Source organism: Streptomyces sp. NPDC048643 (assembly GCF_040650615.1).
In the GTDB taxonomy this organism is placed as follows: domain Bacteria; phylum Actinomycetota; class Actinomycetes; order Streptomycetales; family Streptomycetaceae; genus Streptomyces.
In genome coordinates this window covers 1-19043 of the sequence record NZ_JBEZHO010000088.1, presented here as the reverse complement: position 1 = coordinate 19043, position 19043 = coordinate 1, and the positions used below count along the sequence as shown (strand labels likewise).

Below are 19043 nucleotides of genomic sequence, written 5' to 3'. Positions count from 1 at the left end.
CCCCACCTGGCGAACCCGCTCACGTTCTACCTCCCCGTGTACAAGGGCGGGCCGCACGGCGCGGCGAAGCTCGGAGCGGGCGTCTTCGCCTACTCCGCCCTGTCGGCCTTCGGCGACGGCGTCGGCCACCTGCTCAGCCCCGCCAAGGCCGCGCAGGACGTGCCCGAACTGCGCACCGACAACCTCAAGGCCGTCGCCGTGTACGGCGACGACCAGATGAACGACTCCCGCATGGCGCTCATGACGGTCCGCGCGGCCGTCGAGTCCGGCGCCGCGGTCCTCAACCACGCCGAGGTCACCGGCCTGCGCTTCACCCGGGGCCGGGTCACCGGCGCCGAGCTGCGGGACCGCCTCTCCGGTGACGAGTTCGGCGTGGACGCCCGCCTGGTGCTGAACGCGACCGGACCGTGGGTCGACCACCTGCGCAAGCTGGAGGACCCGAACGCGGCTCCGTCGATCCGGCTGTCCAAGGGCGCGCACCTGGTCCTCAAGCGGACCGCGCCGTGGAAGGCCGCGCTCGCGACCCCGATCGACAAGTACCGCATCACCTTCGCCCTCCCCTGGGAGGACATGCTCCTGCTCGGCACCACCGACGAGGAGTACGAGGGCGACCCGGGCGAGGTCGCGGTCAACGACAAGGACATAACCCAGATCCTCGACGAGGCCGCGTTCTCCATCCGCGACCAGCAGCTCGACCGGGACCTGATCACGTACTCCTTCGCCGGTCTGCGGGTGCTGCCGGGCGGTCCCGGCGACACCTCCAAGGCCAAGCGGGAGACGGTCGTCACGGAGGGCCGCGGCGGCATGCTGTCCGTCGCGGGCGGCAAGTGGACGACCTTCCGGCACATCGGCCGTACGGTCATGAAGAAGCTGGAGTCGCTGCCCGGCCACCCGCTGGGCGAGGACTTCGAGCCGATCTCCGAGCTGCCGAAGAAGATGCCGCTGCCCGGTGTCGCCAACCCGCGCGCCGTCGCGCACCGCCTCCTGGTGGACGGCCCGGCGCCCGGCCCCCGCATGGCCGCCGACACCGCCCGGCACCTGTCCACCCACTACGGTTCGCTGGCCTTCGACATCGCCCGCCTGGCGAACGAGAACCCCGAACTCGCCGAGCGCGTCCACCCGGACGCCCCGGAGATCTGGGCGCAGGTCGTCTACGCCCGCGACAACGAGTGGGCCGAGACGGCGGACGACGTACTGCGCCGCCGTACGACGCTGACCATCCGCGGCCTGGCGACGGACGACATCCGTGGTCGCGTGCAGGACCTGCTCGACCGGAAGTAGGCGCGGGCGGCGGTGCGAGGGGCGGCTCCCACGGGGGGTGCCGCCCCTCACCCGTGCCCGGGCCCCTTCGTGTCGGGCCCGCGGCCCTCGTCTCCCCGCCCGCGGGTGGTGGCATCCCCGTCTCCGGACGCTTCCTGGGCGGGTCGGCGCACCGCGCATAATGGCCCCTGAGACATCGGATGTCTGAGGGGACATCCTGAGCCACCAGGAGGCCCCGCCATGGCAGTCACCGACGAGGCGATCGAGAAGATCAAGGCAATGATCGTCTCGGGCGCGCTGCGTCCCGGCGACCGGCTCCCCAAGGAGAGCGAGTTGGCGGCCGACCTGGGGCTGTCCCGGAACTCCTTGCGGGAGGCCGTCCGGGCCCTGTCCCTCATCCGTATCCTGGACGTGCGCCAGGGCGACGGCACGTACGTCACCAGCCTGGACCCGCAACTGCTGCTGGAGGCGCTGAGCTTCGTCGTCGACTTCCACCGCGACGACACGGTCCTGGAGTTCCTCGCGGTGCGCCGCATCCTGGAGCCCGCGGCCACCGCGATGGCGGCCACCCTCATCACCGACGAGGAACTGGACGCCCTCACGGACGAGTTGGACAAGCTGGGTCCGGAGCCGTCCGTGGAGGAACTCGTCGCCGGTGACCTGGACTTCCACCGGGGCATCGTGCGGACGTCGGGCAACTCGGTGCTCTGTTCGCTCCTCGACGGCCTGTCCGGGCCCACCACCCGGGCCCGGGTCTGGCGGGGGCTCACCCAGGAGGACGCGGTCAGCCGCACCCTGCACGAACACCGGGCCATCCTGGCCGCCCTGCGGGACCGGGACGCGGAGGCGGCCAGGTCCTGGGCGACCGTGCACATCGCCAGCGTGGAGCAGTGGCTCAGGTCCACGCTGTAGGCACGGCTCGGTCATGTGTGCCCCTCATCCCCCGACGGTGCGGCGGGTCGCCGCGCGGACATCCGACCTCTCACCGTCATCCGACGTAGGGGACGAGCAGAGGGCAATGGTACGGGCGGTCGGGTGAGTTGACCGTGTACAGCTCGGATGACTGACGGGTCGTCCGGGGTGGTGGTCCCGCGTGTTTCCGGGCCATGGACGGGGCAGTGATCCGTTCACTCCCCCGTGCGAGGGGGCTGCAGCGGGCCCCTCGGCACGCCGTAAGGTTGGTGCGTACGCGAGGGCACATCGGAAGGAGGCGCTGGGTGATCGAGCTGGAAGGGGTTCCCGAGCTGATCGACCCAGTCATGGTGGCCGCGTTCGAGGGCTGGAACGACGCCGGCGACGCCGCCTCCACGGCGGTCGCGCACCTGGACAAGGAATGGAAGGGCGAGGTGTTCGCGGCGCTCGACGCCGAGGACTACTACGACTTCCAGGTCAACCGGCCCACCGTCTGGCTGGACGGCGGTGTCCGCAAGATCACCTGGCCCACGACCCGTCTGTCGGTGGTCCGGGTCGGCGGTGACAAGCCCCGTGACCTGGTGCTGGTCCGCGGCATCGAGCCGTCGATGCGCTGGCGCTCGTTCTGCAACGAGCTGCTCGGCTTCGCGCACGAGCTGGGCGTCGAGCTGGTGGTGATCATGGGCGCGCTGCTCGGTGACACCCCGCACACCCGTCCGGTGCCGGTCAGTGGCGTCACCTCGGACGCCGACCTGGCCCGCACCATGGACCTGGAGGAGACCAAGTACGAGGGCCCCACGGGCATCGTCGGCATCCTCCAGGAGGCGTGCACCCACGCGGGCGTCCCGGCGGTGTCGCTGTGGGCCGCCGTACCGCACTACGTGTCGCAGCCGCCCAACCCGAAGGCGACCCTGGCCCTCCTCAACCGGCTCGAGGACCTCATCGACCTGCGGATCCCGCTGGGCGAGCTGCCCGAGGACGCGCGGGCCTGGCAGCTCGGGGTCGACCAGCTGGCCGCCGAGGACAGCGAGGTCGCCGAGTACGTGCAGACGCTGGAGGAGGCCCGGGACACCGCCGAGCTGCCCGAGGCGTCCGGCGAGGCGATCGCGCGCGAGTTCGAGCGCTACCTGCGCCGCAGGGACGGCGGCGGCCCGACCGCCGGGTCCGGCGGCCACGCGACGGAGAGCGGCGAGTCGTACCTCCGCGACACTCCCGGCACGCCCGGCGGACGGAACCGGCCGCCGATGACGCAGCGACCCGAGTCCGACGCGGGTCAGGACGGCGGTTCGGACGCCGAGCCGCGCAAGGGGACGGACGAGGCGGCCGGTGGGCCCCGCTCGGACACCCGGGGGCGCGCGCCGGGCTCCGGAGACTCTCCGGGTCCGTCGGGAGCGCCGGACGCACCGGAGACCTCGGACCCCTCCGACGCCTCCGGGTCCTCCGACACGTCGGACGCCTCCGAGGACTGAGCGGAGCGACAGGACGAGACGGCTGAGGGCGGGGCGCGCACGACGCGCCCCGCCCTCAGTCGTGCCGTCAACGTCCGCCGCGCTCCCGGCACATGACATCCGTCTCGCCAACTCGGTGGGCAGCAGGCGCAGTTGCAAGGGCAGGGGCAGCCGCTCGTGCTGCCGAGCGCGGTACGGGCCGCCTCGCTCGTGACCGGCATCGCCACGAAGTTCTGGGACGCCCTCACGCCTCTGCCCGGGCAGCCGTCGATCCTCCGCCTGTTCATCGACGACGGCCTGCGCCAGTTGATGAACCGGAACCAAAAACGCACGCCCAGGTGCGGGAGGAGGGGCCGGCGACGGCGGACGGCACGCACAGGGCGCCGGGCGGATCACTCCGCCCGGCGCCCGGCCGTACAGGGAACCGTTACAGCGCCACGCCCAGGAGGGCGTCCACGGCACGCGAGACGACGCCGGGGGCGCCTTCGTCCGTGCCGCCCGTGCCGTGCTGGAGCGCGGCCCAGCGGTCGACCGCGGCGAGCGCGGCCGGGGCGTCCAGGTCGTTCGTGAGCGCGGCGCGGATCTCGTCGACCAGCGCCTCGGCCGGCGGCCCGTCCGGGCGCGACACCGCGGCCCGCCAGTCCTCCAGGCGGGCGACCGCCTCGGCGAGGACCGCGTCCGTCCACTCCCAGTCGGCCCGGTAGTGGTGCGAGAGGAGCGCGAGGCGGATGGCGGCCGGGTCGACCCCGTCACGCCGGAGCTGGGAGACGAAGACGAGGTTGCCCTTCGACTTCGACATCTTCTCGCCGTTCAGGCCGACCATGCCGGCGTGGACGTACGCCTTGGCCATCGGGAACTCGCCCGTCAGTACCTGCGCGTGCGAGGCGCCCATCTCGTGGTGCGGGAAGGCGAGGTCGGAACCGCCGCCCTGGACGTCGAAGCCCATGCCCAGGTGGTCGAGGGCGATGGCGACGCACTCGATGTGCCAGCCGGGGCGGCCGCGGCCCAGCGAGCCGCCGTCCCAGCTCGGCTCGCCCTCACGGGCGGCCATCCACAGCATCGGGTCGAGGGGGTTCTTCTTGCCGGCCCGGTCGGGGTCGCCGCCGCGCTCGGCGGAGAGCAGGCGCATCGTCGCGGCGTCCAGGTTGGACACCTTGCCGAAGTCGGGGTCGGACTCCACGGAGAAGTAGACGTCGCCCTCGAGCTCGTAGGCCGCTCCGGCGTCCCGCAGCCGCTCGACGAGCGGCACGATGCCGGGTATGGCCTCGACGGCGCCTATGTAGTGCTGCGGCGGCAGCATCCGCAGGGCGGTCATGTCCTCGCGGAAGAGGGCGGTCTCCTTCTCGGCGAGGCCCACCCAGTCGACGCCGTCGCGCTCGGCCCGCTCCAGCAGCGGATCGTCGACGTCCGTCACGTTCTGGACGTAGTGAACCTGCCGCTTGGTGTCGAGCCACACGCGCTGCACGAGGTCGAACGCGTTGTAGGTCGCCGCGTGCCCCATGTGGGTCGCGTCGTACGGCGTGATGCCGCAGACGTAGATACGGGCGACGGGACCGGGGTCGAGGGTGACGAGCCCACCCGTCGCGGTGTCGTGGATCCGGAGGTCGCGGCCCTCACCAGGCAGGGCGGGGACGTCGGAAGCGGGCCAGGCATACATGTCATGAGACTAACCGGACGGAACTTCCGTATACGAACCGGCCAGCCCGAGATGGCCGGGAAGGCCCTCTTGCGCGGTGCGCCGCCCCGGACGGAGCGGCGCTCGCGCGCTATACCGGCGGCCAGGGAATGGCGGGCCACTCGCCACTGGGCTCGGGGTGTGTGCCGGACGTGAGCATGGCCACGATCCGCGCACGCGTGGCCTCGATCTCGGCGGCGGTGACGAGTTCGGCCAACCGGGTGGCCAGCGGCGCTCCCGGGGCCAGGGCGTCCCGGAGGGAGGTGAGGACCTCCACCGCCTCGGCCGTGAGCGGCTCGCCGGCCCAGCCCCACAGCAGGGTGCGCAGCTTGTTCTCGGCGTTGAAGGTGACCCCGTGGTCGATGCCGTAGAGGCGGCCCTCGCCGGTGGGCAGCAGGTGGCCGCCCTTGCGGTCGGCGTTGTTGATCACCGCGTCGAGGACGGCGAGCCGCCGCAGTCGGGCGTCGTCGGCGTGCACGAGCAGAGCCGTCTCGCCCTCGCCGACCTCCGCGAAGCCGATCGCCTTCCACCCCTCGGCCGGCTCCTCGCCCTCCACCAGCGCGAGCAGGCCGTCCCCGTCCTCGCCGGCCGAGGGCTCGATCCACAGCTGGCACATGCCCTCGCCGTACGGTCCGTCGCGCAGCACGGTGGTGGGCACGAGCCCCCATCCGGTCGCCTCGGACACCTCGTACGCGGCGACCTCACGCTGGGCGAGCGTGCCGTCGGGGAAGTCCCACAGGGGGCGCTCACCGGCGACGGGTTTGTAGACGCAGAACGCCTCGCGGCCCTCGTACGACACGGAGCAGTAGAGCACCGCGTTCGAGGCCTCACGGATCTGTCCGCGTACTTTCAGCTCGCCCCGGGCGAGCAGCTCGGCGGTCGTCACGCTCCGCGGCGGTATCCGTTCTGGCGCGGACATACGTGTCCTTCCGGGTCGAGCGGGAGGCTGCACAGCGGGCAGGGCGGCCGGCCGGCGTTGACGACGTCGAGGGCCCGCTTGGCGAAGGCGCGGGCCTGGGCTCCGGTGAGGCGGACCCGGAGCATCGGCGGGCCGTTCTCCTCGTCCTGGAGGAGTCGCTCCTCGGCCTCGGCGAGGTCCTCGTCGGACTCCGCCTCGAGCTCCACGAGGGCCTGCGCCTCGACGATCATGCGCTGCTCGTCACCGTCCCAGGCCAGCGCCATGGTGCCGACGCGGAACTCCTCCTCGACGGGTGTGTCGAGGGGGGCGGTGTCGGACACCTCGGTGGGGGCCATCGCCGGGACCGGGGCGCTGCCGCCGGTGCGCCGGACGACCTCGTCGAGGAGTTCTTCCATCCGCTCGGCGAGTGCGGCGACCTGGGTCTTCTCCAGGGCCACGCTCGTCACCCGGGGCCCCGAGGTGGCCTGCAGGAAGAAGGTACGGCGCCCGGGCAACCCGACCGTACCGGCCACGAAACGGTCCGGGGGGTCGTAGAGGAACACCTGACGGGACACGTCCTGTCTCCATTGGATTCGGCATGAGGGCCGGCTGATCGCGCCGCCCCGCATCGGCTGCTGAGAACTTGCTGACAACTACTGCGCTGCTTCGACCGCTTCACCCTACTGCGGCCGACGATCACGGTGCGCCCGCGCCGCCCCCGACCGGGGCGTCGCCGCTCGGGGCTTCCTCGCGCGGCGCGAGGGACGCGAGATCACCGGTGTCCCCGAGTCGCACGAGAAATGGCCTCAAGCGGGTGTAACGGATCGCTGTGATGGAACACGGTTCAACAGAGATCCGCTGGAAGAGGTCGAGATGAAGTCCGAGTGCGTCGGCGACGAGCGCCTTGATGATGTCGCCGTGCGAGCACATGAGGTACACCGCGTCGCTGCCGTGGTCGCGCTCCACGCGCGCGTTCCACTCGCGCACCGCCTCGGCGGCCCGCGTCTGCATGGCCCGCATCGACTCGCCGCCCGGGAACGCGGCCGCGGACGGATGCGCCTGGACGACCTCCATCAGCGGCTCGTCCTTGAGCTCGGCGAGCTTGCGGCCCGACCAGTCGCCGTAGTGCGCCTCGCCGATGCGCTCGTCGCTGTGCGCGGGCACCTCGGGGCGGGCCTCCCGCAGCGGCTGGACGGTCTCCTGGCAGCGCTGGAGGGGGCTGGCGACGATCTCGGCGATCGGCAGCCCGGCGAGCCGCCCGGGCAGTGCCGCGGCCTGCTGGGTCCCGCGCTCGTCGAGGGCGACGCCGGGCGTCCAGCCGGCGAGCAGTCCCGCGGTGTTGGCGGTGGAACGTCCGTGCCGGACGAGGATCAGGGTGGGCATGCGGCCCAGGGTAGACGGACGGCCCGCGGACCCGGTGGGCGCTGTGGACAGCGGCGGCCGGAGTGCGACAGGACCCCAAGGACAGGAGAATACGCTCCGTGATCGTCGATTGCGCCATCTACCGGGACGGGAAGCGGACGGAGGGCCCGGACGACCTCTCCGACGCCCTCGCACAGTGCCGGGCCGAGGGCGACGCCTTCGTGTGGATCGGCCTGTACGAGCCCACCGAGAGGGAGTTCGACCTGGTCACCGAGGAGTTCGGACTGCATCCGCTGGCCGTCGAGGACGCCCTCAAGGCCCACCAGCGGCCGAAGCTGGAGATGTACGAGGACTCGCTCTTCATGGTCCTGAAGCCGGTGGCGTACGAACCGGAGAGCGATGCCGTCTCCTCCGGCGAGGTCATGGTCTTCCTCGGGGACTCGTTCGTGGTGACCGTGCGGCACGGCGAGGAGTCGCCGCTCGCGGCCGTACGGCGTCGTCTGGAGGCGGATCCCGAGATGCTGCGGCACGGGCCGACGGCGGTGCTCTACTCGATCGCGGACGCGACGGTGGACCACTACCTGGAGGTGGCGACCGAGCTGGGCACCGACCTGGAGGAACTGGAGGCGGAGGTCTTCTCGCCGCAGTTGGGCGGCTCCCGGAACACCGCCTCGCGGATCTACGCGTTCAAGCGGCAGGTGCAGGAGTTCCGCCGGGCGACGGTCCCGCTGGCGGCGCCGCTGACCCGGCTCTCGGGCTCGGGCCTGGCCACCGCGGCGGTACCGTTCGTGAACGTGGACGCCCAGCCCTTCTTCCGGGACGTCAACGACCACCTGATGCGGGTCAACGAGTCGGTGGAGGGCCTGGACCGGCTGGTGTCCGACATCCTGTCCGCGCATCTCGCGCAGATGAGCGTGCGGCAGAACGACGACATGCGGAAGATCTCCGCGTGGGCCGCGATGGCTGCGGTCCCCACGATGATCGCGGGGATCTACGGCATGAACTTCGACCACATGCCCGAGCTGCACTGGGTGTGGTCGTATCCGGCCGTGGTCGGGATCATGGTCGTGCTGGAGGTCCTGCTGTACCGGCAGTTCAAGCGGCGGGGCTGGCTGTAGCGCCGGCCCGCCGCCGTCAGGCGAATTCGGGCGCGGTGGTGGCGGGGCCGTTGAGGGCGCCACGCCGCTCCGGCATCTCCAGGGAGACCATCCGCCGCCAGCCCACGGCACGTTCGTAGCCGTACACGGCGTGGATGCCCGCGGCGAGCACGGCCGCCTTCGCGCGGGACCAGCCGAGGATGTGTCCCATGTGGGCCATCACGGCGAGGCTCACCTCCCGGTAGACGCGGATCTCGGCGTGGGCGCAGGTCCGCAGCGTCCGCTGGATCGCGCGGCCGTGGCCGGCGTGGGCGAAGCGCAGCAGTTCCTCGTGGCAGTAGGCGAGGTGGTTGTCCTCGTCGTTGGAGATCATCTTCACCGCGCGCCCGAGGTCGGGGTGGTCGGCGAAGTGCTTGCGCAGCAGGTCCATCTGTTCGGAGGCGCGCTGTTCCGTGACCCTGCTGTGGGCCAGATAGGTGACGACGTCCTGCACGGTGAGCGGCTGGTCGCCCTTGAGCCGCTCGTGTGCCAGGCCGATGCCGTGCCGCTCCAGGAGCATCGTGTAGTCGGTGTCGGCCGGGACGTCGACGGGTTCCAGGCCCCGCTTCTTCATGAGGGCGTTGAAGATCCGCCCGTGCTTGTCCTCGTCGGCGCCGTGGCGGGCGATCTTGGGGGCGAGCTCGCGTTCGCCCGCCGGGACCAGCGCGGCGATCCTGGCGTTCTCCCAGCCACCCTGCGACTCCCCGCTGGCGGCGATGGAACAGAAGAGCCGGTACGACTCGTCGTTGTCGAGGATCTCCTGAAACAGATTCTTGGCCGAAAGCATCTCTGACACCTCTCCGCAGGGTTCCGCAGAAAACGAGTCAAATGGGATGTCGGACAACCGGCAACCGATGTGTCGGACAAATCCGCCGAACGACGGACGGAGAACCGGGCCGGGGCGCGTAACCAAGGGGCCGCCGGCGCGTTGTTCCCCGTGACGGCCGTGGCGGGGAAGACCCCCGAGCCCCCACCACGGCCGCAGACTTCCTCCGGATCCGTTCCGGCGCGGTTACGCCAGTCCGGCGCGCTCCAGGGCGTCGGATCCGGCCCGCAGCGAGGCGATCCGGTCCTCCAGGGTGAAGCCCGCCGGAGCCAGCGTGAGCGTGGTGACACCGGCGGCGGCGTACGCCGTCATCCGGTCGGCGATGCGGTCCACCGAGCCCAGCAGGGTCGTCTGGTCGATCAGCGCGTGCGGGATGGCGGCGGCCGCGCCCTCCTTGTCGCCGGACAGGTACTTGTCCTGGATCTCGGCGGCTTCCTTCTCGTAGCCCATGCGCTGGGCGAGCTGGTTGTAGAAGTTCTGCTTGCGGCTGCCCATGCCGCCGACGTACAGGGCGGTGTACGGGCGGAACATGTCGGCGAGCGCGCTGACGTCCTTGTCGTCGCCGAGGGCGAGCGGCAGCGTCGGGCAGACGTCGAAGCCCTCCATCGTCTTCCCGGCCTTCTCCCGGCCCGCGCGCAGGTGCTTGACCGCGGTCTCCTCCAGGTGCTCGGCGGAGGGGAAGATGAGCAGCGCGCCGTCGGCGATCTCGCCGGTCTGCTCCAGGTTCTTGGGGCCGATCGCGGCGACGTACAGCGGGATGTGCTCGCGCTCCGGGTGCACGGTGAGCTTCAGCGGCTTGCCCGGGCCGCCCGGGAGCGGCAGGGTCCAGTGCTCGCCCTCGAAGGACAGCCGCTCGCGCGTCATGGCCTTCCGGACGATCTCCACGTACTCGCGGGTGCGGGCCAGCGGCTTGTCGAACTTGACGCCGTACCAGCCCTCGGAGACCTGCGGTCCGGAGACGCCGAGCCCGAGCCGGAAGCGGCCGCCGGACAGGGAGTCGAGGGTCGCGGCGGTCATCGCGGTCATGGCGGGCTGCCGGGCCGGGATCTGGAAGATGGCCGAGCCGACGTCGATGCGCTCGGTCTGGGCGGCGACCCAGCTGAGCACGGTGGCGGCGTCGGAGCCGTAGGCCTCGGCGGCCCAGCAGACGGCGTACCCGAGCCGGTCGGCCTCCTGGGCCACGGCGAGATTGTCCGCGTCCATTCCCGCGCCCCAGTAGCCGAGGTTGATGCCGAGCTGCATGGCCGATTCCCCTTACCGATCAGTAACGTCCCTTGGCCGAGACCCTAGCGCGCGTGCGTCCCGGTCGGGGAGCGGGACCTTCGGCCTGCACGGCGACTGCCCGGAACGCGGCCCGGGACTCCGCGGGGAACTGCGCTCGGGGCGTCGTGTGGGCCCCTGTCGACCCGATGCCCGTGCGCCCGCGTACGCCGGTCGCGACCCCGGTCCCGGTCCACGGGTCGTCACGTGCGGCGATCGGTGGGATCTCGGTTGTCCACAGGCCCCCACGCGGCCGGTTCCGGACAGTAATCTCGGCGTTCATGGAGCAGAGGCATCTCGGCCGTACCGGCCTGCGTGTGTCCCGGATCGGACTCGGCACCCTCACATGGGGCCGGGACACCGACGAGCACGACGCCGCGGACCTGTTGAAGGCGTTCTGGGAAGCGGGCGGGACCCTCGTCGACACCGCGGACGTGTACGGCGACGGGGAGGCCGAGTACCTGCTGGGGCGCCTCGTCGAGGGGCTCGTGCCGCGCCGGGACCTGGTCATCTCGACGAAGGCCGGGAGCGTGCCCGACCCCGAGCGCCGCTTCGACGGCTCGCGCAGCCATCTCCTGTCGGCCCTGGACGCCTCGCTGGCCCGCCTGGGCACGGACTACGTGGACCTGTGGCACGTCCACGCCTACGACCCCCACACGCCCCTGGACGAGACCCTGCAGGCCCTCGACCTGGCGGTCAGCAGCGGCCGCGCCCGGTACGCGGGCGTGTCCAACTTCTGCGGCTGGCAGCTCGCCAAGGCGGCCACCTGGCAGCTCGCCGCGCCCGGCATACGCACGCGCCTGGCCAGCACACAGATGGAGTACTCCCTGCTCCAGCGGGGCATCGAGCGGGAGGTGCTGCCGGCCGCCCTCGACCTGGGCGTCGGCCTGCTGCCCTCCTCGCCGCTCGGGCGGGGCGTGCTCACCGGCAAGTACCGGGCCGGGACGCCGACCGACTCACGGGGCGGCTCGGAGCATCTCGCGCCGTTCGTCGCGCCCTATCTCGACGAGACGGCGAGCAGCATCGTGGAGGCGGTGTCGATCGCGGCGGACGGTCTCGCCGTGACGCCGCTCCAGGTGGCGCTCGCCTGGATCCGCGACAGACCCGGGGTCGCCGCACCGATCGTCGGCGCGCGCAACGCGCAGCAGCTCACGGCCGCGTTGTCAGTGGAGACCCTTAGTCTTCCTGACGAGATCTGCCGGGCTCTCGACGACGTGTCGGCCCCGGTGCACCACTATCCCGATCACGACTGGAGCACGCTGTGAGCACGGAGCCCGAGACCACGGAGGACGCGGAGCCGGCGGCGCCGGGCGCGGACTCGACCGCGGGCGACCCGCAGGACACGGGCGCCGACGCGGGAGACGCAAGCACGCGTTCCGGGAACGGGGACGGGACCGCGCCCGAAGGGGCGGGGCCGGACGCCGGGACGGGCCCGGCTGCGGAGGCCGACGCCGACGCCGAAGCGGGCGAGGACGGCAGCGACAGCAGCGACGGAGAGGGTGCCGAGACGGCATCCGCCGCCGAGGCCGCCGCCGAGGCCGAGGCCGCCGCCCAGGTGTCCGAGGCGGCGGCCGAGTTGGCCGCCCAGCGGCTGGAGCGCGAGCGGATCGAGCGGCGGAAGGCCGAGAAGCAGACCCCGATCGAGGCCGGGACCAAGCTCAGCGGTACGGCGGCGGACCTGCTCGCCGCCGTACGGGCCGTGGAGAGCGGCGAGAAGCCCGTGGCCACCGCCTTCCGCGAATCGACTCCCGCGCCACGCCGGGTCGTCGAGGAGCCGGCGCGGCGACCGCAGCCCGTTGCCGCCCAGCCCGCTTCGCCGAGCGCCGCCGCCCCGCAGGCCGTCGACGCCGTTCGGACCGTGCTGGCCGAGGGGGGCGCGCCGGAGACGCTCGCGCCCCAGGTCGTCGCCACGCTGGGCGAGGGCGCCGACGCTCAGCTACGGCAGGATCCCTGGCAGTTGCTGCGGGTCGCCGGGGTGCGGCCCGAGCCGGCCGACGGGTTCGCGCGGGCGTTGCTCGGCGCGAAGTGCGGCCCGGACGACGAGCGTCGGGGCCGGGCGCTGACCGTGTGGCTCCTTGAGCAGGCCGCCGTGGCCGGGCACACCGCCCTGGACGCTCCCGCGCTCGTCGCCGCGCTCGCGCAGCGCGCCGTCCCCGATCCGGACGCCGCCGTACAGGCCGCGCTCGCCGAGGGCGACGCCCTGGTCTTCCAGGACGCCCTGGACCCGGCACCGGCCGCGCCACAGGACGACTCGGAGGAGCCGCAGGAGCGCCCGGTACGCATCCTCATCGGCCTGGAGCGGTACGCGCTGGCCGAGGAGAGCCTCTCCGACGGGCTGGGCCGGATCATGAACTCGGTGCCCAAGGCGGACGGTTCGGCCGCCGACTGGGAGGAGGCGGCCGGCGCCGCGCCCCGTTCCGCGGGCGAGCTGATCCGCGCGGCGGCCGCCCACGGCCTGGTGCTGCACACCGGCGGTGACGCCTCCCGGTCCGAGGTGGCGGCGCTGCTGCGCGCGGCCCGCGGCCTCGGTCTGCGCGGCTGGGCCGCCGCCCACACCGCCGGGGGCCGTGACGGTCTCACGAGCCTCCTGGCCGGACACGAGCAGGAGACAGCGGGCGACGGCGAGGTCACCGGCACCGCCACCGTCGACGGGCTGCTCTCCGGCGCCGAGGGTCCGGGCCGCGACGCGGACGGGGCTCTGGACCTGGACGTCCTGGTCGTCCTCGACGCGCCGCAGCTCGACGTCGAGACGGCGGCCGTACTCGCCGAGTCCCTGCCGGACGGAGCCCGCCTGGTGCTGAGCGGTGACCCCGGAGTGCTGTGGTCGGCGGGTCCCGGGCGGGTCTTCGCGGACCTGATCGCCGCCCGCGCCTGCCCGCAGGTGGCTTCCCGGACGCCCGACCCCGGGCCCGTGGGAGAGCTGGTCTCGGGTGTCGGCATCGGCGAACTCAACCAGGTGGAGGCGCCCGGCAAGGAGGTCGTGATCGTCCCGGTGCGCGACGCCGGCGAGGCGGTGCACCGCACGGTGCAGCTGGTCGCCGACTCGGTGCCGCGAGCGATCGGCATCCCCGCCGAGCAGACCCAGGTGATCACGCCCGGGCACGGCGGCGCGGTCGGCACCCGCGCGCTGAACACCGCCCTCAAGGAGCGGCTGAACCCCGGCCCGTGCCGCTTCGGCGGCTTCGACCCGGACGACCGGATCGCCTACTCCCCCACGCCGGGCCGCGTCCTGCAGGGCCGGGTGGTGAAGGCCGATGCCGACGGACTGCACCTGGAGTGCGCGGGCGAACGCGTCGTCGTACCGAAGGAGCGGGTCGAGCAGACCGTGCGGCACGGCTGGGCGCTCACCGCGCACCAGGCGGTCGGGCTGCGCTGGCCCGCCGCGGTCGTGGTGCTCCCCGGCGACGCGGCGGCGACCCTCACCCGCCCGTGGGTGTACACGGCCTTCGGACGGGCGGAGCGGCACCTGTCGGTCGTGCACGGCGTGGAGCAGGCGTTGCAGCACGCGGTGGCGGAGGTCCCGCAGAAGCCCCGCACCACCCGCCTGCCGGCCCTGCTGAAGGCCCAGACGCCGGCGGCGGCGGGCTGATCCGGGCAGCCACGCGAGCGTCGTCATGGCGTGAGCCCGCCCGGGTCCGGCCCTCGCGACGACCTGGGGCGACCACCTGGGGCAGGTCGTCCGTCCGCTCCGGGGGCCGGTGAACGGCCCGTGCGCCCGTTCGCCGGCGCCCCAGGAGATACCGCGTCAGCGCCGCTCAGCTCAGCTCAGCTCAGCTCAGCTCAGCTCAGCTGACGGAAACGGGGGTGGCGGTCACCGTGTTCCGGTGACCGCCACCCCCGTACCTGTCGGTGAGGTGCCGGCTCAGGTCTGTGCCGGGCCGTGCCTCAGCGATCCGCGTCCAGCCGATCCACCGGCTCCAGCTCCACGTCGGCGTCCAGGTCGTCCTCGAGGTCCTCGTCGTCCGACTCGTCGTCGAACACCGCGCTGACGTCGAAACGGCACACGACACGCTGCGGGTCGATCGCCTCGAAGGGGGCCTCCAGCCATTCGCCGGGCTCGGCGGATTCGTCGGCGGCGGTCACCCACAGGGTCGAGTCGCCCTCCTCCAGCCCGAACTCCTTGTGCCGGGAGGCGATCTCGTCCGGTTCGAACTCGCCGAACAGGACTCCGAGCGCCCCGTGCAGGGTGCCGGACGCCGCGTCGAAGCCCTCGGTGGCGGTGGCGCCGTCCTCCTCGACGGCCTCCACGCGCTGGGCCTGCGCCAGCAGTCGCTGTGGCTCCACCACCGAGTAGTCCCGGCGGATCACCACGCTCAGCGCGTTCGGCTCCTCCGGGCCGGTGTACGGAGGCAGCGTGTCGTCGCTGCCGGGGATCTCGAAGGGCGTGACCTCGTCATAGCGGTCGTAGAGGAGCTCGTCGTACTCCTCGGCCGCGGCGGCGAGCTCGTTGAACGCTTCGTATACGGCCGGGTCGTCGTCGCCCGTCCTGCGCTCGACCGCGGCCAGGTGACGGTCGAGAGCGGTCTTGACCGCCTCGGCGGCGGCTCGTACCTCGGCAGCGGTGGGCTGCACAGCATCAGACATAGTGCAGACGCTATCCGTACCGGGCCTCTGCCCGCACAATAGATGCGATGCCGGAATACGAATTTGTCGACGTGTACGTGCCTCGCGGGGTTTCCCGCAAGGAGACGACGCGCCTGCTGACGGACCATGCCGAGTACGGACACTGGGAGTTGGACCGCCTGAGTCTGCTCCGCGACGGCAGCCGCAGGGTGCGGCTGCGCCGGCGGATCATCCGCCAGGTGCGGGCGACGTGGTGACGTAGGACCGCTGGAACGGGAGGGGCCCCGCCATCGCGGGGCCCACTCCGTCGCGACGCCACCGGGGAAGTCGTGGCGTCTTGGTCACACCGGTGCCGTACGGGATCACACCCGTGCCGAGCGCGCCCGGCGGAAGAGCACGGCGCCGGCGAGCAGCGCGGCCGCTCCGGCCGGGACGACGGCACCGATGGGCAGCTCGCTGCCCGTGTGCGCGAGCTGCGCGGGGCCGTTCTGCGCCGTCTGCGGTGTCCGGACCGTGGACCGCGCGCCCAGGTGCGTCACCTGCGAGACGCCGGCCCGGTGCTTGCCGCCGCCGCCCGACCCGGACGTACCACCTGTCTGTCCCGGCGTACCCGGCTGACCAGGCGTTCCGGGGTTGCCCGGCTGACCGGGGTGCCCCGAGTGACCGTGGTGCCCGTGCCCCGGGTGACCGGGCTGACCCGGGTGCCCAGGCTGACCCGGGTGCCCGGGGTGACCCCCATGACCCGGGTGACCCGGCGTACCGGGGTGACCCCCCTGGCCGGGGTGACCGGGCTGGCCCGGATGTCCAGGCTGACCGGGGTGACCGGGGTGACCGGGGTGACCGGGGTGACCGGGATGTCCTTGACCCGGATTGCCGGGGTGACCGGGCGTACCGGGGTTGCCGGGATGGCCCGGGTGACCGGGCGTACCCGGATTGCCGGGGTGACCGGGGTGACCCGGCGTGCCCGGATTGCCGGGGTGGCCCGGCGTGCCCGGGTTTCCGGGGTGGCCGCCGCCGGGCGGGGTGGTGGAGTGGCTGCCGGTCGAGTCGTTGGCGCAGCCGTTGGCGGCTGTCGCGTTGCCGATCCCGATGACGTTGACGCTGTTGCCGCACACGTTGACGGGGGCGTCGACAGGCACCTGTACGTGGTTGCCGGAGCCGACGCCGGGTGAGCGGGTCGCGTGGCCGCCTGCCTGTGAGCCACCAGCGGAGTGGGATCCGCCGTAGCCACCGGACGAGCCGCCGCGACCGCTCTGGTTCGCGCACTTGTTGCCGACGGCCGGATTGAGCACCCCGACCACGCTCACCGTGTTGCCGCAGACGTTGACCGGCACGTGCACCGGTACCTGCACCGTGTTGCCCGAGAGCACGCCGGGTGAATCCGACGCCGATCCGTTCGCGCCCGTGTCGGCGTGCGCGGACACGCCGGTCACGGCGATCACACCACTCGCCGCGGCCACGGTCATCAGGCCTTTGCGGGTGACCTGTCGCATAGCTGTATCCCTGCCTCAGTCCTTGGGACGTGGACCATTCAGAACACGCGCACGCCCACGGGACGTGTGCGCGGAAAGCAGGTCGGCCCCGGAGCGCATGGCGCGCACTCCGGGGCCGACGAGCTCAGACCTTCACGAAGTGACCCTCATGAGGTGACCTCATGGGGTGCCCCGTCGGGAGACGGGGCACGACGTCACTTGTTGAAGCAGGTGTTGCCGAAGGCGGGGTTCAGCAGCCCGATCACGGAGACCGTGTTGCCGCAGACGTTCACGGGGATGTGAACGGGCACCTGGATGACGTTGCCGGAGACGACGCCCGGGGAGTGCACGGCGGCACCCTGAGCACCCGAGTCGGCGACAGCCAGGCCCGCACCCGCGAGAACCAGACCACCAGTGGCAGCCGCAGCGGCGACGACCTTCTTGATCATTATTCCTCCTTGTAGGCAAATGCGATCCCAAGTAGCTGATCGCAACACCTGTAACGAGGAAGGAGTAGTAGAGCTACGAGCTGATGGTCACATTCACCCGTGCCGGGCGATCTTCGTACGGGCGGGCGAATGTCGGCGTCAACGTCACGACGCGTCGATGAAGCGGTCCAGCACGCGCACGCCGAACTGCAGCGCGTCGACCGGCACCCGCTCGTCCACGCCGTGGAACATGCCGGCGAAGTCCAGCTCCGGCGGCAGCTTCAGCGGGGCGAAGCCGAAGCAGCGGATGCCGAGGTCGTCGAACGACTTGGCGTCGGTGCCGGCCGAGAGCATGTAGGGCACCGCGCGGGCGATCGGGTCCTCGGCGGAGAGCGCGGTCTGCATCGCGTCGACGAGGGCGCCGTCGAAGCTGGTCTCCAGGGCCTTGTCCGCGTGCACGTCCTCACGCTTCACGCGCGGGCCCAGGATGCGGTCGAGGTCGGCGAGGAACTCCTCCTCGTACCCCGGCAGGTAGCGGGCGTCGACGTGGGCGGTGGCCTGCCCCGGGATCACGTTCACCTTGTAGCCGGCGCCGAGCTGGGTCGGGTTGGCGGTGTTCTGCAGGGACGCGCCGATCAGCTTGGCCATGCCGCCGAGCTTGGCGAGCGTCTCGTCCATGTTCTCCGGGTCGAGCTCGGTGCCGAGGGCGTCGCCCAGCTCGTCGAGGAAGTGCCGCAGGGTCTTCGTCACGCGCACCGGGAACTTGTGCCGGCCGAGCCGCCCGACGGCCTCGGACAGCTCGGTGATCGCGTTGTCCTTGTGGATCATCGAGCCGTGGCCGGCGGTGCCGTCCACGGTCAGCTTCATCCAGTGCATGCCCTTCTGGGCGGTCTCGATCAGGTACAGCCGGAGCTTCTCGTTGACCGTGAAGGAGAAGCCGCCGACCTCGCCGATCGCCTCCGTGACGCCCTCGAACAGGTCCGGGTGCTTGTCGACCAGGTGCCGGGCACCCCACGTGCCGCCCGCCTCCTCGTCGGCGAGGAAGGCGAGGACGATGTCGCGCGGGGGCTTGCGGCCGGTGCGCATCCGCTCGCGCACCACGGCCAGCGTCATCGCGTCCATGTCCTTCATGTCGACCGCGCCGCGGCCCCACACCATCCCGTCGGCGATCTCGCCGGAGAACGGGTCGTGGGTCCAGTCCGCCGCGTTGGCCGGGACGACGTCGGTGTGGCCGTGGATCAGAAGTCCGGGCCGCGAACGGTCCTCGCCCTCGATGCGGACCACCGTGGAGGCGCGGCCCGGGTGGGACTCGAAGATCTGCGGCTCGAGACCGACCTCGGCGAGCTTCTCGGCGACGTACTCCGCGGCCTTGCGCTCACCCGGGCCGGAGTGGTCTCCGTAGTTGCTGGTGTCGATCCGGATCAGCTCGCGGCAGAGGTCCACGACCTCGTCCTGGCCCGTGACGCTGCTGGTCGTGCCGGTGTCGCTCACGCTGCTTCCTCCCGCTGTCGCCGCTGGTGGTCCCCCTCATCCTCCCTCTCCCACCCCTGTCTCCCCAAGGCAGGTCCCGGCCCGTCACACGCCGTTCACGCGGCGACGGGGGGTGATCGGGGCCCCTGGAAAGCCTGGTAATGTTTTCTCTGTCGCCGCGAGGGAAACCCCGCGCGACAAACACCTTGTCCGGGTGGCGGAATGGCAGACGCGCTAGCTTGAGGTGCTAGTGCCCTTTAACGGGCGTGGGGGTTCAAGTCCCCCCTCGGACACACAGAGGAGTGAGGGCCCCGACCGTCAGGTCGGGAGATC

The 19043-nt window shown here is 72.2% G+C and carries 17 protein-coding genes and 1 tRNA gene; 8 read left to right on the top strand and 10 right to left on the bottom strand.

Going from position 1 to position 19043, the window contains the following annotated elements; translation table 11 throughout:
* The 3 genes from AB0C62_RS41300 to AB0C62_RS41290 form a co-directional block, all read left to right on the top strand.
* On the top strand, positions 1-1281 hold a 1281-nt coding region (locus tag AB0C62_RS41300; RefSeq protein ID WP_362982328.1), incomplete at its 5' end, for an FAD-dependent oxidoreductase.
* A 219-nt stretch (positions 1282-1500) separates the two neighbouring features.
* Positions 1501-2172: a FadR/GntR family transcriptional regulator gene (locus AB0C62_RS41295; RefSeq protein WP_362982326.1), complete on the top strand. Its 672-nt coding sequence runs from the start codon at positions 1501-1503 to the stop codon at positions 2170-2172.
* 305 nt (positions 2173-2477) lie between these two features.
* Positions 2478-3641 carry a PAC2 family protein gene (locus tag AB0C62_RS41290; RefSeq protein ID WP_362982324.1) on the top strand — a complete coding sequence of 388 codons (1164 nt, stop codon included), beginning with the start codon at positions 2478-2480 and terminating at the stop codon, positions 3639-3641.
* Between the two features lie 406 nt (positions 3642-4047).
* Here the strand turns inward: AB0C62_RS41290 and mshC are convergent, their stop codons facing one another.
* The 4 genes from mshC to AB0C62_RS41270 form a co-directional block, all read right to left on the bottom strand.
* Positions 4048-5277: a cysteine--1-D-myo-inosityl 2-amino-2-deoxy-alpha-D-glucopyranoside ligase gene (gene mshC / locus AB0C62_RS41285; RefSeq protein ID WP_362982322.1), complete on the bottom strand. Its 1230-nt coding sequence runs from the start codon at positions 5275-5277 to the stop codon at positions 4048-4050.
* Between the two features lie 109 nt (positions 5278-5386).
* Complete coding sequence (locus AB0C62_RS41280; RefSeq protein ID WP_362982320.1) at positions 5387-6214, bottom strand: SCO1664 family protein; 828 nt, start codon at positions 6212-6214, stop codon at positions 5387-5389.
* Complete coding sequence (locus tag AB0C62_RS41275) at positions 6178-6768, bottom strand: DUF3090 domain-containing protein (RefSeq protein ID WP_081223511.1); 591 nt, start codon at positions 6766-6768, stop codon at positions 6178-6180. Before AB0C62_RS41275 ends, AB0C62_RS41280 begins: the two co-directional genes overlap by 37 nt.
* A 121-nt stretch (positions 6769-6889) precedes the next feature.
* Complete coding sequence (locus tag AB0C62_RS41270; protein ID WP_362982318.1) at positions 6890-7576, bottom strand: histidine phosphatase family protein; 687 nt, start codon at positions 7574-7576, stop codon at positions 6890-6892.
* 98 nt (positions 7577-7674) lie between these two features.
* On the opposite strand from AB0C62_RS41270, the gene corA reads away from it, so the two are divergent.
* Positions 7675-8673 (top strand): magnesium/cobalt transporter CorA, encoded by a 999-nt coding sequence (gene corA, locus AB0C62_RS41265; protein ID WP_362982316.1) that lies wholly within the window; start codon positions 7675-7677, stop codon positions 8671-8673.
* Between the two features lie 16 nt (positions 8674-8689).
* Here corA and AB0C62_RS41260 read toward each other — a convergent pair whose 3' ends face one another.
* Positions 8690-9478 (bottom strand): ferritin-like domain-containing protein, encoded by a 789-nt coding sequence (locus tag AB0C62_RS41260; protein ID WP_362982314.1) that lies wholly within the window; start codon positions 9476-9478, stop codon positions 8690-8692.
* Between the two features lie 225 nt (positions 9479-9703).
* Positions 9704-10759 (bottom strand): LLM class F420-dependent oxidoreductase, encoded by a 1056-nt coding sequence (locus tag AB0C62_RS41255; RefSeq protein WP_362982312.1) that lies wholly within the window; start codon positions 10757-10759, stop codon positions 9704-9706.
* Between the two features lie 299 nt (positions 10760-11058).
* Here AB0C62_RS41255 and AB0C62_RS41250 point away from each other — a divergent pair, with 299 nt between their 5' ends.
* Together AB0C62_RS41250 and AB0C62_RS41245 are read left to right on the top strand one after the other, a co-directional pair.
* Positions 11059-12042 (top strand): aldo/keto reductase, encoded by a 984-nt coding sequence (locus AB0C62_RS41250; protein ID WP_081223516.1) that lies wholly within the window; start codon positions 11059-11061, stop codon positions 12040-12042.
* The gene (locus AB0C62_RS41245) at positions 12039-14366 is read left to right on the top strand and encodes a helix-hairpin-helix domain-containing protein (RefSeq protein WP_362982310.1); all 2328 of its coding nucleotides are present in this window, start codon (positions 12039-12041) and stop codon (positions 14364-14366) included. The genes AB0C62_RS41250 and AB0C62_RS41245 overlap by 4 nt, the downstream gene beginning before the upstream one ends.
* Before the next feature lie 296 nt (positions 14367-14662).
* On the opposite strand, the gene AB0C62_RS41240 is transcribed toward AB0C62_RS41245, so the two are convergent.
* Positions 14663-15361 (bottom strand): hypothetical protein, encoded by a 699-nt coding sequence (locus tag AB0C62_RS41240; RefSeq protein ID WP_362982308.1) that lies wholly within the window; start codon positions 15359-15361, stop codon positions 14663-14665.
* A 47-nt stretch (positions 15362-15408) separates the two neighbouring features.
* On the opposite strand from AB0C62_RS41240, the gene AB0C62_RS41235 reads away from it, so the two are divergent.
* The gene (locus tag AB0C62_RS41235; protein WP_081223519.1) at positions 15409-15597 is read left to right on the top strand and encodes a DUF5703 family protein; all 189 of its coding nucleotides are present in this window, start codon (positions 15409-15411) and stop codon (positions 15595-15597) included.
* 105 nt (positions 15598-15702) lie between these two features.
* On the opposite strand, the gene AB0C62_RS41230 is transcribed toward AB0C62_RS41235, so the two are convergent.
* From AB0C62_RS41230 to AB0C62_RS41220, 3 genes are all read right to left on the bottom strand, one after another.
* On the bottom strand, positions 15703-16833 hold the full coding sequence (locus AB0C62_RS41230; RefSeq protein WP_362982306.1) for a chaplin family protein: 1131 nt from the start codon (positions 16831-16833) through the stop codon (positions 15703-15705).
* Between the two features lie 194 nt (positions 16834-17027).
* Complete coding sequence (gene chpH / locus AB0C62_RS41225; protein WP_081223521.1) at positions 17028-17261, bottom strand: chaplin ChpH; 234 nt, start codon at positions 17259-17261, stop codon at positions 17028-17030.
* Positions 17262-17405: 144 nt separating this feature from the next.
* Positions 17406-18731, bottom strand: a complete 1326-nt coding sequence (locus tag AB0C62_RS41220) for a M20/M25/M40 family metallo-hydrolase (RefSeq protein ID WP_164372503.1) — start codon at positions 18729-18731, stop codon at positions 17406-17408.
* A gap of 187 nt (positions 18732-18918) precedes the next feature.
* Between AB0C62_RS41220 and AB0C62_RS41215 the strand changes: the two genes are divergently transcribed.
* Positions 18919-19003 (top strand) — tRNA-Leu (locus AB0C62_RS41215).
* Positions 19004-19043: the final 40 nt, after the last annotated feature.

Coding starts and splice junctions, on each gene's coding strand:
- AB0C62_RS41295 (WP_362982326.1), top strand. CDS start 1,501: ATGGCAGTCACCGACGAGGCGATCGAGAAGATCAAGGCAATGATCGTC.
- mshC (WP_362982322.1), bottom strand. CDS start 5,277: ATGTATGCCTGGCCCGCTTCCGACGTCCCCGCCCTGCCTGGTGAGGGC.
- AB0C62_RS41280 (WP_362982320.1), bottom strand. CDS start 6,214: ATGTCCGCGCCAGAACGGATACCGCCGCGGAGCGTGACGACCGCCGAG.
- AB0C62_RS41270 (WP_362982318.1), bottom strand. CDS start 7,576: ATGCCCACCCTGATCCTCGTCCGGCACGGACGTTCCACCGCCAACACC.
- AB0C62_RS41260 (WP_362982314.1), bottom strand. CDS start 9,478: ATGCTTTCGGCCAAGAATCTGTTTCAGGAGATCCTCGACAACGACGAG.
- AB0C62_RS41255 (WP_362982312.1), bottom strand. CDS start 10,759: ATGCAGCTCGGCATCAACCTCGGCTACTGGGGCGCGGGAATGGACGCG.
- AB0C62_RS41250 (WP_081223516.1), top strand. CDS start 11,059: ATGGAGCAGAGGCATCTCGGCCGTACCGGCCTGCGTGTGTCCCGGATC.
- AB0C62_RS41240 (WP_362982308.1), bottom strand. CDS start 15,361: ATGTCTGATGCTGTGCAGCCCACCGCTGCCGAGGTACGAGCCGCCGCC.
- AB0C62_RS41235 (WP_081223519.1), top strand. CDS start 15,409: ATGCCGGAATACGAATTTGTCGACGTGTACGTGCCTCGCGGGGTTTCC.
- AB0C62_RS41230 (WP_362982306.1), bottom strand. CDS start 16,833: ATGCGACAGGTCACCCGCAAAGGCCTGATGACCGTGGCCGCGGCGAGT.
- chpH (WP_081223521.1), bottom strand. CDS start 17,261: ATGATCAAGAAGGTCGTCGCCGCTGCGGCTGCCACTGGTGGTCTGGTT.